Origin of the sequence: Tessaracoccus sp. MC1627 (assembly GCF_014164725.1) — a bacterium.
In the GTDB taxonomy this organism is placed as follows: domain Bacteria; phylum Actinomycetota; class Actinomycetes; order Propionibacteriales; family Propionibacteriaceae; genus Arachnia.
Genome location: NZ_JACJGA010000002.1, coordinates 261,957 through 274,980, shown reverse-complemented (window position 1 = coordinate 274,980; position 13,024 = coordinate 261,957). Strand labels below are relative to the sequence as shown.

The following is a 13,024-nucleotide window of genomic DNA, read 5'->3' as shown; positions in this document are numbered from 1 at the left end:
ACATATGAAGACTACGAAGGTGCTGCCCGTTGTGGCTCTGCTCGTCGACATCGTGGCGTCGCGCACCGCGCAGAGAGACGCCCTGCATGCGGACGTGCTCCGGGCGGTCGCGGGCGTCAACGCCGCCGTCGAACCGCTGCACGAACTTCGCCCCACCGTCGGCGATGAACTCCAGGGGGTATACCCCTCCCTCGGCGCCGCCTTGACTGCCGGCTTCTCGCTCAGGCTCGCGCTCGCCCCCCGGTGGGACGCACGCTGCGGACTCGGGGGTGGCCAGGTGGTCGTCGTCGACGAGGCTCGCGGGATCCAGGACGGCTCCGCCTGGTGGCAGGCACGCGAGGCGATCGACTGGGTCAAGGGACAGGCGGCCAAACCGGGATACGAGGCGGTGCGCACGGCGGTGCGTGACGAGCGGGCCACGGCAACCCCCTCCGCCGACGCCGTGTCGCGGCTGATCGACGCCCATCTCGGCCGGCTGCGGCCGGGGGCCCTCTCCACCCTCCGGGGCATGCTCGACGGCCTGGACAACGCCGAGATCGCCGGGCGCGAAGGGATCAGCGAGTCGGCCAACTCGCAACGCGTGCGCAACAACGACCTGCGCCCGCTGATGGATGCCATCGTCGCCCTCGGCCAGCTCCCCTGACCTTCACCCACCCCCTGAGGGTCACGTGCCTGAGCGCGAGGGTCGGGACGGCAGGGCGGCACTGCGCAGCGGTGCCCAACCCGACGATCACCCAACTGGCATCCCGCTCAGGCAGACCCGACCCCAACGCCGCCCTGCCGGCCCACACCCTGGACCAGGCAACGCCGCAGACAGGACGAGTGCGGGGAGACGGGAGACGATGCCCGGGCGGCCTCAACAACCCGACCACCGACCCGGCTGGACGAAACATCGAGACCCTGGACAACGGCCGCCCGGGCATCGACTCACGGCTCACCGCACCCGCCCACAAGAACTGCGTCAAGGTGGTAGTCACAACCCTTCGAGACGGGCCACGCCGCTTCGCGGGCGGCCCTCCTCAGGGAGCGGAAGTAGACCGGCCACGCCGCTTCGCGGGCGGCCCTCCTCAGGGAGCGGAAGTAGACCGGCCACGCCGCTTCGCGGGCGGCCCTCCTCAGGGAGCGAAAGGGCGACCTTCCCCCCGCGCTGCGGGCGGTCCAGCTCGGCTCAGGGACCGACCGTCAGTCCGCGGAGGGCGGCACCAGCTCGGAGAGGAGGGCACGCACGCGGGCGTCGATGTCGTCGCGGACCAAAGTCATGCGTTCCTCGCCCTCGATGCCGCGCAGGGACGGCTCGTCCGTCAGCCACGTCTCGATAGTGCCGCGCATGCCTTCGACGGGCTCCACCGCCGCCTCGCCGCCGACCAGCACCACCCTGTCGACGCTGCGCAAGATCTCGGGGTCGATCGCCTTCGGCTGCTCCCCCTCGAACGTGGCGCCCAGCTGCTCGACGCTGGCGCGCGACTCCTCGTTGAGCGATGCGGCGGGCTTCGTGCCGGCCGAGTACACGTCGACGGCGTCACCCGCGTGCAGCCTGGCGAGGGCGGCAGCCATCTGGCTCTTGCCGCCGTTCTTCACGCAGACGAACAGGACGCTCGGCTTGGTGGAGGCCTGCTCAGGGTCCGTGGTGGATCCGCGGGTCGCATCGAGGCGGACTGCGGCGTCCTCGGCGGACTCCTCATCCGCCTTCATCCACTTCTTGCGGCCCCGCTGCACGATCAGCGGGTCCGTGGGCTTGATCGCCGAGGGGTCCTTGCCCTCATAGTCGTGCAGGTCCAGGAAGAGGCGCATCGCGTTGAGCCGGGCGCGCTTCTTGTCGTTGGACTTGATCCGGTACCAGGGGGCGATCTCGGTATCGGTGTGCTTGAGCATCGCCGTCTTCGCAGCGGTGTAGTCCTCCCAGCGGCCCAGCGACTCCAGGTCCATCGGTGAGAGTTTCCACTGCCGGACGGGGTCGATCTGGCGGATCGCGAACCGCGTGCGCTGTTCGCGTTGCGTCACCGAGAACCACAGCTTCGTCACGGTGATACCGGACTCGATCAGCATCTGCTCGAACAGGGGGGCCTGCCGGATGAAGCTCTCGTACTCCTCATCGGTGCAGAATCCCATCACCCGCTCGACCCCCGCCCGGTTGTACCAGGAGCGGTCGAAGAGGACGATCTCGCCCGCCGTCGGGAGGTGCTGCACGTAGCGCTGGAAGTACCACTGGCCCTTCTCCCGCTCCGTGGGCGCGGCGAGCGCGACGACGCGCGCGCTACGAGGATTGAGGTGCTCGGTGAAGCGCTTGATGGCACCTCCCTTGCCTGCAGCGTCGCGCCCCTCGAAGATGATGATGTGCTTGGTGCCCGCATCCTGGGCGGCGTACTGGAACTTGAGCAGTTCGATCTGCAGCTCCCGCTTCTCCGCTTCGTACGAGTCCCGGTCCAGGAGCTCGTCGTAGGGGTGGCGGTCCCGCCATGTCTCCACCGCGTTGCCGAGCGGGTCGATCAGGTACGGGTCCTCGCCGTGGACATCGGCGACTGCGTAGCCCTCGGAGCGCAGATGGTCGATGTATTCGCGGAGATTCTGTTGGCTCATGGGAGTAGTTCACCACCTTCGGGTGAACGCGAGTTGAACGGGCTCAAACCGCGACGAGCCGTGTCGCGCTCACCCACACCCGAGGAGCACGCTCGTGGCGAACAGCACTGCGGATGGCGGCCCGGGCATGGCCGGATTTGTCGTCATCTTCCACTCCCTGGACACCGGCACCTGCGCGATCAGCGTGGTGGCCTCGGACTTCCGCTCGGACTTCGGAGGCGCCTACGGGGTCACCTACACCGACGGTCCCATCCGCGGCCTCCTGGCGCGCGCCGTCGTCGTCATCGACGGCGAGGGAACGGTGATCTACACCGAGCAGGTGTCCGAGACCTCACACGAGCGAGACTATGACGCCGCCCTGGCCGCCCTCAACTGATCCGGTCCACCAACTCCCCGGGGACCTCCGCCTCCGGGGAGTTGTCCGCCCGTCGGACCCCGAGTCCGCGCCGCGGCTTGAGGAGGTCGTCTGGGCTGCGCGCCACCCCCACCGGCCGGGACGCCCGCACCATGGTCCAGGTCCCGGCCCAGATCGACACCACCCCGAGGATCGACCCCGGGTAGGCCGGGTGGAGGACCGTGCCGTGGCGCCACACCAGCATCGCGCCGGCGATCATCAGCACGTAGCTCAGCAGCGCGAGGTAGCGGTCCTGTGAGGTGCCGAGCGGCGGGATCAGCCGGTACTCCACGAGCCCGATGAGCGGCACCAGGACCAGGATCAGGACCACGCCGACCGCCAGCACTGTGGTCTGGGCCAGGAGCACCGGCGCCGCCATCGGCAGTGCCGTGGCCAGCAGCAGTAGCGCGGCTGCACCGATGAGCAGACACGGCACGTGCCACAGGTAGACCGTCATCATGAGCGCACTCAGCCTGGCGAGCCGCGCCTCGGCCCGCGGTGCGAGGTCGGCGAACACCCGTGACCGCTCCACGAGCCCGAGACCTGCCACCTGGGCAACTCCCAACAGCGCCATCGCCAACGTGGGGGGAAGGTGGTTGGCCCGGGGGGCGTTGCCGAAGCCGACCGCCGAGGCCGGGTAGCCGAAGAAGGCGATCAGGAGCACGATCGCGCCGGCCGCGGCCAGCAGGAGTGCCCAGGTGCGGCGCGCCGGGCCCTCCCTGAACCAGCCACGCTGGTACCCGATGCCCAGCTGATGGCAGAGCGGCCACACGAGGAACATATTGATCTGACCGATGTCGTTGCGGCCGAACCCGATCCATGCGCGGTCCACCACGATGATGCCCAGCAGCATCGCGACGATCACCCACGCCCCGAACCGGTCGTGGAGCATCACCATGAACGGCGCGAACAGGACGATCACGAGGTAGACGGAGATGAACCACAGGAGGAACATCAGGGAGCGGCTGAGCTCCGCGGCCAGCGCCGGATAGCCCACCCAGGCGGCCCCGGTGGCGATCACCGCAAACACCGTCACGAAGACAGTCAGCCCTCCGGTGAGCCGACGGCCCCGGTTGGCGAGATAGTGCGAGAACCCGGTGCCCCGCCGTCGCATCTTGTCCACGATGATCGCGTTGGCGAAGCCGCCGCAGGCGAAGAAGAGCGGCATGGACATCAGCAGCCACGACAGCCCCCACACCCAGATGGGCGGCGCCCACAGCTCCGCCTGCAGAGCGCCGTCGGGCCCCACTGAGGCCTGGAAGATGAGTCCGTGGAAAACGACGACGACGAACACGGAGAGAGCGCGCGCGACGTCGATCGTGGTGTTACGCGCCGGCTCGTTGTGCACAGGAGAATGATGCCAGCCGGCGAGCGACTCTCCCTTATCCCAGGACGGGGCGCACGTGCAGGCCCACGTCGGGGTCCACCAGTGCCTCCTGCGCGGCCGGGATCCCGTCCGCCAGCAGCTCCGCGTCAACGGCGAGCGACCGTTTCACCAAGGCGAGCGCGATGGGGCCGAGCTGGTGATGGCGGGCCGAGGAGCCCACCACACCGACCACCCTGCCGGCCAGCTCGACAGGTGCGCCCCACTCCGGCAGCGCGGACATCGTCCCGTCGAGGTGCAGCAGCACCAGGCGTCGAGGGGGCCTGCCCAGGGTGTGAACCCGGGCCACGGTCTCCTGGCCTCGATAGCACCCCTTGTTCAGGTGCGTACCCACCAGCCCGATCTCGTTGGGGATGGTCTTGTAGTCGGTGTCGATGAAGATCCGGGGGACGCCGGCGGCGATGCGCATGGCCTCGAGCGCCCAGGTGCCGACGGTGCCGGCGAGCTCAGCCTCCGCAGGGAGGAACACCTCGAGCCCGCCCAACTCGGAATCGCGCCTCCGCCACGCCCCGTCCAGGGGCACGCGATGCCCCACCCAGGCCAGGCGCAGGTCCGGGCGGGAGGCCACCTCCACGCGCATCGAGAAGCGCATCTTCTCCAGGAAGGCGATCAACTCGGCGGCCCGCCCCGGTTCGGTCCAGGCGAGGAACGAGGCCCCGTCGTCGACGCCGTGCAGGACGTGCTCGATGTGCCCTGTGGGTGACAGGATCAGCGCCGTCGTGGCCTCGCCGGGAGCCAGCGCACTCAGGTGTTGGGTGGTCAGGGAATGCAGCCACCCGAGCCTGTCCGGCCCGCTGATCTCCAGGATCTCGCGGTTATGGAGGTCCACGACCCCCTCCCCAGCCTCCAGGGCCCGCGCCTCGGCGACCGGGTTGCCGAAGTGCCAGGCGAGGCCGGCGTCCACACCGGACTCGAGCATCACGGGCATCTCAGGTCCGCTTCAGTCTGGCCCACATGTGGGGACGCAACTCGTGCTCGGTGGTGGCTCGATCCAGCACGTACATCAGGTCACCCTCCACCTTGCCGTAGAGACGCTGGCCCGCGGAATGCGAAACGGTGGCCGACTCCGTGCGCACCACGGCGTCGGTCATCAGGTCGATGCGGGTGACCTGGATCTTGCCGACGAGCACCTCGGTCCAGCCGTCGGCGCTGGTCAGCACCACCTCCAGGGAGGCGTCCTTCTTCGGGCGCCAGAAGCCGGTCTCCATGCTCATCGGCACCTGATCTGCCCCCTCGCTGCCGAGCAGGAAGGTCTGGGAGGCGTAGTACAGGTACTCGCCACCGTTGTGGTTGAACTCGATGCGCTGCTCGAACTCGAACCCGTTCCCGTCGTGGTCCGTACCGTTGCCGGTGCCCTCCCACCGGCCCACCAGCCAGCCCAGCGCCGTCAGGGCGGGGTTGAGGCCCTCAGGCACCTCGATGTCAATGTTCACGACTCATCTCCTCGCAGCTGTCTCCACAGCCCTCGCAGGGTCACGCCCAGCGCGATGAGCGCACCGACGCCCAGCGCGACGGTGGCGACAATCAGCACCCACACCAGGACCGCGGCCATGCGGGCCAGTATACGAACCGGCCACAATGGGGCCATGCGCGTGGTGGTGACGAAGGTACTCGAGGCGTCCGTCGAGGTAGGCGACGAGGTGGTCGCGCGGCTGGACCGGCCCGGCCTGCTGGTGCTGGCCGGTGTCGGGCATGGCGATGCCGATGCCGACGCCGCGGCCCTCGCGCGCAAACTATGGGGCCTGCGGATCCTCGACGATGAGGCCTCAGCCAGCGACACCGGGGCGCCCTTCCTCGTGGTCAGCCAGTTCACCCTCTACGCCTCCACCCGTAAGGGGCGCCGTCCCTCCTGGAGCGGGGCCGCGCCCGGCCAGGTGAGCGAGCCCCTCGTCGAGGAGTTGTGCCGGCAGCTGGAGCTGCTGGGGGCGACGGTGTCGCGGGGACGCTTCGGCGCCCACATGCGCGTCTCGTCGGTCAACGACGGCCCGGTGACGATCCTGATCGACACGCACGACTCGGCCTGAGGGTCAGGCTGGGCCGAGGAAGTCCAAGGCGCTGATGGACACAGCGTCCATGGACACGCTGGTGCCTCCGGGGGCGGTGGACTCGAGGATGGTCAGCGTCACCCTGTCTGTGTCCGTCTCCGGAAAGCGCACCTCCTGCGGGGTTCGATCGTTGGCCGCCAGCCCCTGCTCGAAGAACGAGCCGTCGGCGAATGTCCACCGGATGGTGAGGATCCGGCGTTCGGCCAGGTAACGGTCCGTCCAGACGGTGTTCCCATTGACGACCCGTAGCCCGACGAGGGTGCGGACCCCGGGAAAGCGCACCGTGACGCTCTGCTCGGCGCCGTCGCCGCGACACCGCCAGATCGTCTCGCCGTTGTTGTCCACCAGCGCCAGCGGGGCGTCGCGGCTGCCGCCCTCGACGCAGCGCCCTTCGGCCGCGATGGCCTGGACCGCCGTGACGGCGCCGTCGTACGGGGCGAGAACATCCGGCGACGCGGAGGGAGAGGGCATCGCGGAGACGGAGAGCGAAGGGGCGGGTTCCGGACGCGGCTGCTCTTCCGGGGGGAAGACCCAGAGCCGCCCGACGGTGAAGGAGGCGCCCACCACCACCACCGCCAGGCTGGCGACGGCCCGGGCGGTCCAGCCGTCTCGGATGTCTGCGGGCGCGACGGCCTTCGCGGCGGCCCTGTCCGGCAGCGGGCGGCCGCTGTCCTCAGCGCGCACGTCGTCGGATTCAGCGGCCGGCCGGAAGTACTCGTCAGGAACCCGCTGCTCCATGGCGGCCATGCTACAAGTCGGCGCGGATAACGCCGGGAGTCCGGCGGCGTTACGATGAGCCAGTCACTCGACTGGAAGGAGGCCTCCCGCGTGAGCAACATTCTCTTCGTCTCTGAGGGGGAACCCCCGGTGGAGCTGACCCTGCTGAGCCATCACGTGACCCAGGTCACCTCTGCGGCCCAGGCGTTGGTGGAGGCGGAGGCGGTGGCAGTGGTGATGGTCGACGGCCGCACCGATCTCGCGGGGGCGCGCTCGGCGTGCCAGACCCTGGCCAAGAGCGGCGGCACGCCGGTCCTCCTGCTCGTGGCCACCTCCGGGTTGGCGGTCCTGTCTCCGGACTGGGGCTTCAGCGACTTCGTCGCGGCGGGCGGCGAGCCCGCGGAGCTGGACGCCCGCCTCCGCATCCTGGCCAAGGCCAACGTCGATCCCGATGTGCTGACCGCCGGCCCCATCCGCGTCGATGGCGCGGCCTATTCGGCCAGCCTCGACGGCGCCCCCCTGGACCTCACCTACACCGAGTTCGAGCTGCTGCGCTACCTGATGCAGCACCCCGGGCGGGTACTGTCGCGGGAAACCCTGGTCAGCCAGGTCTGGGGCTACGACTACTACGGCGGGACCCGTACGGTGGACGTCCACGTGCGCCGTCTCCGGGCCAAGCTCGGCCAATACGACTACTACATCGGCACCGTACGCAACGTGGGCTACCGGTTCGCCAGCTCGAGGGAGGGACACCGTGCTGATTAGCCTCAACACGTTGACGCCGACGATGCAGGACGCGCTGAGGCGCCTCGTCGCCGCCATCACCGAGCACGACGGCATCTCACCCCTCAACGAGTCCGGCTCGATGGGCATCGACGGCACCCGCGAGGCAGACTTCTTCTTCATGGGATCGCGCTCGGACCCCCACGGGTTCGTGGTGTGTGACGAGCGCGACGGCACGCTGCTCCTGGGCGTGCATCCCGCCCACCGCTCGGAGGGGGTGGGCGCCGCGCTGTTGACGGAGGCGCTCCGGGCCCACCCGGACTCCGCCGTGTGGGCGTTCGGCACTCTGCCCGGCGGTGACGCACTGGCGAGGCGCCTCGGGTTGACACCGGTTCGCACGCTGCTGCGCATGGAGCGCCCCCTCCGCAGCGACGAACCGGGGGGGCAACTCCCCGAGGGCTACCGCATCGTCACCTACACCCCGGATCGGGCCGCAGCGCTGCTGGCGCTCAACGCACGGGCTTTCGCGCACCATCCGGAGCAGGGCCGGCTCACGGCGAAGGAGTTCGACGACCTGACCCGCCAGCCCTGGTTCGACGCCGCTGGATTCTTCGTCCTGTTGCACGGCGACGACGTGGTGGGCCTGCACTGGACCAAGCGGCACGGCGACGCCTTGGGTGAGGTCTACCTCATCGCCGTCGACAAGGCCCACGAAGGCAAGGGGTTGGGGCGCGCCCTGCTGGCACACGGCCTCGCGCACCTGGCCGCAGCGGGTGACCGCACCGTCCAGCTCTACGTTGAGGGCGATCAGGACAGGGTGGTCCGGATGTACCAGAATGCTGGCTTCCGGATCGCCCAGACCGACACCAGCTACCGCCTCGAGAGGTGAGGGACATTGAGTGAGACCCCGCTACCCACGGACCGCTACCTGGATCGCGAGATCTCCTGGCTTCAGTTCAACGACCGCGTCCTGGATCTCGCCCGGGACCGGGACCGCATCCCGCTGATCGAGCGGGCCAAGTTCCTGGCCATCTTCTCCTCCAACCTGGATGAGTTCTTCATGGTCCGCATCGCGGGCCTGAAGCGTCGCATCGCCGCCGGCGTCGCCGTCCCCACCGTCACCGGCAAGATGCCGGGCGAGTTGCACTCCGAGCTGCTGGGCAAGGTGGCCGACCTGGTGGTGGAGCAGTCGCGCGTCTTCCAGGAGGTGATCCGGCCCGAGTTGGCCGCCGAGGGCATCCAGATCCTCCGGTGGGATCAGCTGACGGCCTCCGAGAAGGACAAGATGCGCGCCCTGTTCGCGGAGCGCATCTTTCCGGTCCTCACCCCGCTGGCCGTGGATCCGTCGCATCCGTTCCCCTACATCTCGGGGCTGTCGATCAACCTGGCGGTCCTGCTGAAGAACCCACAGACCGGTGGGCGGCAGTTCGCGCGGGTCAAGGTGCCGCCGGTGCTGTCGAGGCTGGTCAAGTTGGCCGAGGGCCGCTTCCTGCCGCTGGAGGAGATCATCTCCCGTCACCTGGGGCAGCTGTTCACCGGCATGCAGGTGATCTCGCACACCACATTCCGGGTGACCCGCAACGAGGACATCGAGGTGGAGGAGGATGATGCGGAGAATCTCCTCTTCGCGCTGGAGAAGGAACTCCTCCGCAGCAAGGTGGGCCGCCCGCCTGTGCGCCTCGAGGTGGAAGAGGGCATCGACGAGCACATGCTGGCGATGCTGATGGCCGAGCTGGACGTCCACGACAACGAGGTGTTCCGGCTCTCGGCCCCGCTGGACCTCACTGGCCTGTTCTCGCTGGCGGACTCGCAGCGCGAGGACCTGAAGTACCCCAATTTCCTGCCCATCACGCACCCTGATCTCGCGGAGGTGGAGAGCGCCAGCCCCGCGGACATGTTCAAGTCGCTCAAACTGCGCGACGTGCTGGTCCAGCACCCCTACGACTCGTTCGCCACGTCTGTGCAGCGCTTCATCGAGCAGTCGGCGGCGGATCCTGCCGTGCTGGCCATCAAGCAGACCCTGTACCGGACCTCAGGCGACTCTCCCATCGTCGACGCCCTCATCGAGGCCGCCCAGGCCGGGAAGCAGGTGCTCGCCGTCGTCGAGATCAAGGCCCGCTTCGACGAGCAGGCCAATATCGGCTGGGCCCGCAAGCTCGAGAAGTCGGGGGTGCATGTCGTCTACGGCATGCTGGGCCTGAAGACACATTGCAAGCTCTCCCTGGTGGTGCGCGAGGAGTCCGACGGGCTGCGCCGGTATGCCCACATCGGCACCGGGAACTACAACCCGAAGACCGCGCGACAGTACGAGGACATGGGACTGCTGACGTCCAACCCCGTCATCAGCGACGACGTGGCCCGGCTCTTCAACCACCTCTCCGGCATGACGCAGGAGACCAACTACCGCCGTCTGCTGGTGGCGCCCCACGGCATCCGCCAGGGGCTGCTCGCCTACGTCGACGGGGAGATCGCCAACCACCTCGCCGGCAAGGTCTCCGGCATCAAGATCAAGGTCAACTCGTTGGTCGACGAGGCTCTCATCGACGCTCTGTACCGCGCCTCTCAGATCGGCGTTCCCGTGGATATCTGGGTGCGGGGCATCTGCACCATTCGCCCGGGTGTCCCCGGCCTGAGCGACAACATCCGCGTCCGCTCCATCCTCGGCCGGTTCCTGGAGCACTCGCGGGTGCTGTGGTTTGCGGGGGGTGGCAGACCGATCGTCGGCATCGGGTCCGCGGACATGATGCACCGCAACCTGGACCGCCGGGTGGAGGCGATCGTCGGCATCAGCAACCCGGCCCACGTGAAGCAGGTGGAGGACCTCTTCGAGATGGCGTTCGCGGACAGCACCGTCCACTGGGAGCTGACCGACGCCACCTGGACGGCGCACACCACTGACGACGCGGGTACCCCGCTCCTGGACCTCCAGGAGTGGCTCATCCAGCAGACAGCGGCCCGACGCTCCTCGCGATGACCAAGAGAGCCAAGATCCGGGCTGCCGGAGCCGTCGTCCTGCGCGGCTCCGGCGATGACTCCGAAGTCCTGCTGATCCACCGCCCCCGCTACGACGACTGGTCGCTGCCGAAGGGCAAGGGCGAGGCCGACGAGTTGGCGCCGCAGACGGCAGTGCGGGAGGTCTTCGAGGAGACCGGAGTGGTGATCCGGCTGGGCCTACGGCTGCCGACGATCCGATACCAGCTCCAGAAGGGGCCCAAGTCCGTCGAGTACTGGCGCGCCGAGGCGCTGGAGGAGATGCCACGCGAACCCGATGCCGAGGTGGACAGGGTGCGTTGGTTCCGGATCGACAAGGCGATGCGGCGGCTCACCTACGCCGACGAGCGCAGGGTCCTCTCGGCCGCCCTCCTCACGCAGCGCACCACCCCGCTCCTCCTGGTCAGGCACGCCAAGGCCATGCTTCGCAAGGATTGGACAGGCCCGGACCAGGAGCGACGGTTGGCCGGTCGCGGCAGGCGCCAGGCGAAGGAACTCGCCCAGCTGTTCTCGGCGTACGGCATCGAGAGCCTGGTGTCGTCGTCCTCGACGCGCTGCGTGGACACGTTGAGGCCCTACGCGGATCAGCGTGGCCTCACCATCGAGACCCTCGATGTGCTGACCGAGGAGAAGGGCACCGTGCACCCGGACGAGGTCACCTCCTACACTCGTGAGCTGTTCCGGACCTTTGAGGTGCCCACCGCGCTGTGCGGGCACCGGCCGGTCCTCCCGGCGATGTTCAGCGGCGTGGATCTCTCGCCGCGGCCGATGGTGGTCGCGGAGGTGGTCGTGGTGCACCGCGACGACGCCGGCGACAAGGTGGCCGTCGAGATCCACAAGCCCACCGCTTGACGGCATCCCGCGAACCCCCAATTACCCGATCGTAGGGTTCGCCGCGTGAGAACTCGACCACCGTTCATCTTCTGTTAACCGAACTGGACTCATCGCGTTACTTCGATTCTTTACCGTCCGATGCAGGAACGAACCGAAACACATCGAGTTCCGGGGCCGCACGCAAGCCCCACCCCCCTCTCGGAAGGCACTCCCCGAATGAAGATTCGTCTGACCGCTGCTCTCGGCCTCTCTGCCGCGCTCCTCCTGTCGGCCTGCGCGGCCAACGAGGGCACCACCACGCCGGACACCACTGATTCCGCCGCCACCGCCGATTCCTCGGCCGTCTCCACCCTCGAGGGCACCCTCGCCGGCAAGGGCTCCTCCGCCATGAACTCCGCGCAGACCACCTGGATCGCGAAGTTCCAGGACGCCAACCCGGGCATGACGGTCAACTACGCGCCCGACGGTTCCGGCGCCGGCCGCGAGGCCTTCATGGGCGCAGGCGTGGACTTCGCCGGCTCTGACCGCGCCTTCACCCTTGAGGAGAACGTGGCCGGCGCCTCGTCGCTGTGCGCCGATGACTCCATCGCCTACAACCTCCCGATCTACGTCTCACCCATCGCTGTGATCTTCAACCTCGAGGGTGTCACTGAGCTCAACCTCAACCCCGACACGCTGGCCGGCATCTTCAACGGCTCCATCACCAAGTGGAATGACCCGGCCATCGTCGCCACCAACGAGGGCGTCGAGCTCCCGGACATGGACATCACCCCCGTGCACCGCTCGGATGACTCGGGCACCACCGAGAACTTCACCGACTACCTCAACAAGACCGCCCCCTCCGTGTGGACCAACGAGGCCGACGGCGAGTGGACCTACGAGGGCGGCGAGGCCGCCAAGGGCACCTCCGGCGTCGTCGCAGCCGTCACCGGCGGCACCGGCACCATCGGCTACGCCGACGCTTCGCAGGCCGGGGAGCTCTCCGTCGCCAAGATCGGTGACGACAACTTCTACGGCCCCACCGCTGAGGACGCCGCCGCCGCGGTGGACGTCTCCCCGATGGAGGAGGGTCGCGAGGCCAACGACCTCGCGATCAACCTCGACCGCAGCGCCGAGGGCTACGGCATCGTGCTGGTCGCCTACGGCATGGCCTGCGCGGAGTACGCGGATCCGGCCAAGGCCGAACTGGTGAAGGCGTACCTCGGGTACGTCGCCTCCGAGCAGGGCCAGCTCGACGCGGCCGAGGGTGCGGGCTCCGCTCCCCTGGCCCCCGCCCTGCGCGACAAGGTGATTGCCGCCATCGACTCGATCAAGTGATCGTAGGATCCCAGTAATCCCAGGAGTCGCGCCTCTCGTTTG

General features: G+C 68.7%; 14 protein-coding genes and 1 pseudogene. 8 read left to right on the top strand and 7 right to left on the bottom strand.

What is annotated here, in order from left to right; genetic code table 11:
* Positions 1–4: 4 nt before the first annotated feature.
* Entirely contained in the window at positions 5–643 is a 639-nt protein-coding gene (locus H5399_RS06415) for a SatD family protein (protein ID WP_182782196.1), read from the top strand.
* A gap of 539 nt (positions 644–1,182) precedes the next feature.
* On the opposite strand, the gene H5399_RS17945 is transcribed toward H5399_RS06415, so the two are convergent.
* The gene (locus tag H5399_RS17945; RefSeq protein WP_370585718.1) at positions 1,183–1,554 is read right to left on the bottom strand and encodes a low molecular weight phosphatase family protein; all 372 of its coding nucleotides are present in this window, start codon (positions 1,552–1,554) and stop codon (positions 1,183–1,185) included.
* 147 nt (positions 1,555–1,701) lie between these two features.
* Positions 1,702–2,577, bottom strand: a pseudogene (ppk2, locus tag H5399_RS17940) (polyphosphate kinase 2); the annotation flags it as partial.
* Positions 2,578–2,671: 94 nt separating this feature from the next.
* Here ppk2 and H5399_RS06405 point away from each other — a divergent pair.
* On the top strand, positions 2,672–2,953 hold the full coding sequence (locus H5399_RS06405) for a redoxin family protein (protein WP_370585697.1): 282 nt from the start codon (positions 2,672–2,674) through the stop codon (positions 2,951–2,953).
* Here H5399_RS06405 and H5399_RS06400 read toward each other — a convergent pair.
* From H5399_RS06400 to H5399_RS17935, 4 genes are read right to left on the bottom strand one after another with little or no spacing between them, the layout of a single operon-like run.
* Positions 2,946–4,319, bottom strand: a complete 1,374-nt coding sequence (locus H5399_RS06400) for an acyltransferase (protein WP_182782194.1) — start codon at positions 4,317–4,319, stop codon at positions 2,946–2,948. The genes H5399_RS06405 and H5399_RS06400 overlap by 8 nt on opposite strands.
* A gap of 34 nt (positions 4,320–4,353) precedes the next feature.
* The gene (locus H5399_RS06395; protein WP_182782193.1) at positions 4,354–5,283 is read right to left on the bottom strand and encodes a folate-binding protein YgfZ; all 930 of its coding nucleotides are present in this window, start codon (positions 5,281–5,283) and stop codon (positions 4,354–4,356) included.
* Between the two features lies 1 nt (position 5,284).
* Positions 5,285–5,788, bottom strand: coding sequence for an FABP family protein (locus H5399_RS06390; RefSeq protein ID WP_370585696.1), 504 nt, complete (start codon positions 5,786–5,788; stop codon positions 5,285–5,287).
* Positions 5,785–5,907, bottom strand: coding sequence for a hypothetical protein (locus H5399_RS17935; RefSeq protein ID WP_255422085.1), 123 nt, complete (start codon positions 5,905–5,907; stop codon positions 5,785–5,787). Before H5399_RS17935 ends, H5399_RS06390 begins: the two co-directional genes overlap by 4 nt.
* 34 nt (positions 5,908–5,941) lie before the next feature.
* Here H5399_RS17935 and dtd point away from each other — a divergent pair, with 34 nt between their 5' ends.
* On the top strand, positions 5,942–6,379 hold the full coding sequence (gene dtd / locus H5399_RS06385; RefSeq protein ID WP_182782192.1) for a D-aminoacyl-tRNA deacylase: 438 nt from the start codon (positions 5,942–5,944) through the stop codon (positions 6,377–6,379).
* 3 nt (positions 6,380–6,382) lie between these two features.
* Here dtd and H5399_RS06380 read toward each other — a convergent pair whose 3' ends face one another.
* The gene (locus H5399_RS06380) at positions 6,383–7,138 is read right to left on the bottom strand and encodes a hypothetical protein (protein WP_182782191.1); all 756 of its coding nucleotides are present in this window, start codon (positions 7,136–7,138) and stop codon (positions 6,383–6,385) included.
* A gap of 90 nt (positions 7,139–7,228) precedes the next feature.
* Between H5399_RS06380 and H5399_RS06375 the strand changes: the two genes are divergently transcribed.
* The 5 genes from H5399_RS06375 (at position 7,229) to pstS (ending at position 12,982) form a co-directional block, all read left to right on the top strand.
* Entirely contained in the window at positions 7,229–7,882 is a 654-nt protein-coding gene (locus H5399_RS06375; protein WP_370585695.1) for a winged-helix domain-containing protein, read from the top strand.
* A complete protein-coding gene (gene mshD / locus H5399_RS06370) occupies positions 7,872–8,729 on the top strand; it encodes a mycothiol synthase (RefSeq protein ID WP_182782189.1) in 858 nt (285 codons plus the stop codon). Before H5399_RS06375 ends, mshD begins: the two co-directional genes overlap by 11 nt.
* A gap of 6 nt (positions 8,730–8,735) precedes the next feature.
* Complete coding sequence (locus H5399_RS06365; RefSeq protein WP_182782188.1) at positions 8,736–10,814, top strand: RNA degradosome polyphosphate kinase; 2,079 nt, start codon at positions 8,736–8,738, stop codon at positions 10,812–10,814.
* Entirely contained in the window at positions 10,811–11,683 is an 873-nt protein-coding gene (locus H5399_RS06360; protein ID WP_182782187.1) for an NUDIX hydrolase, read from the top strand. The genes H5399_RS06365 and H5399_RS06360 overlap by 4 nt, the downstream gene beginning before the upstream one ends.
* A 198-nt stretch (positions 11,684–11,881) precedes the next feature.
* A complete protein-coding gene (gene pstS, locus H5399_RS06355; RefSeq protein WP_182782186.1) occupies positions 11,882–12,982 on the top strand; it encodes a phosphate ABC transporter substrate-binding protein PstS in 1,101 nt (366 codons plus the stop codon).
* Positions 12,983–13,024 lie beyond the last annotated feature (42 nt).

Excerpts from the sequence above, each read along its gene's own strand:
- dtd (WP_182782192.1), top strand. The coding sequence starts at position 5,942 with ATGCGCGTGGTGGTGACGAAGGTACTCGAGGCGTCCGTCGAGGTAGGC.
- H5399_RS17945 (WP_370585718.1), bottom strand. The coding sequence starts at position 1,554 with ATGGCTGCCGCCCTCGCCAGGCTGCACGCGGGTGACGCCGTCGACGTG.
- H5399_RS06395 (WP_182782193.1), bottom strand. The coding sequence starts at position 5,283 with ATGCCCGTGATGCTCGAGTCCGGTGTGGACGCCGGCCTCGCCTGGCAC.
- H5399_RS06380 (WP_182782191.1), bottom strand. The coding sequence starts at position 7,138 with ATGGAGCAGCGGGTTCCTGACGAGTACTTCCGGCCGGCCGCTGAATCC.
- pstS (WP_182782186.1), top strand. The coding sequence starts at position 11,882 with ATGAAGATTCGTCTGACCGCTGCTCTCGGCCTCTCTGCCGCGCTCCTC.
- H5399_RS17935 (WP_255422085.1), bottom strand. The coding sequence starts at position 5,907 with ATGGCCGCGGTCCTGGTGTGGGTGCTGATTGTCGCCACCGTCGCGCTG.
- H5399_RS06415 (WP_182782196.1), top strand. The coding sequence starts at position 5 with ATGAAGACTACGAAGGTGCTGCCCGTTGTGGCTCTGCTCGTCGACATC.
- H5399_RS06360 (WP_182782187.1), top strand. The coding sequence starts at position 10,811 with ATGACCAAGAGAGCCAAGATCCGGGCTGCCGGAGCCGTCGTCCTGCGC.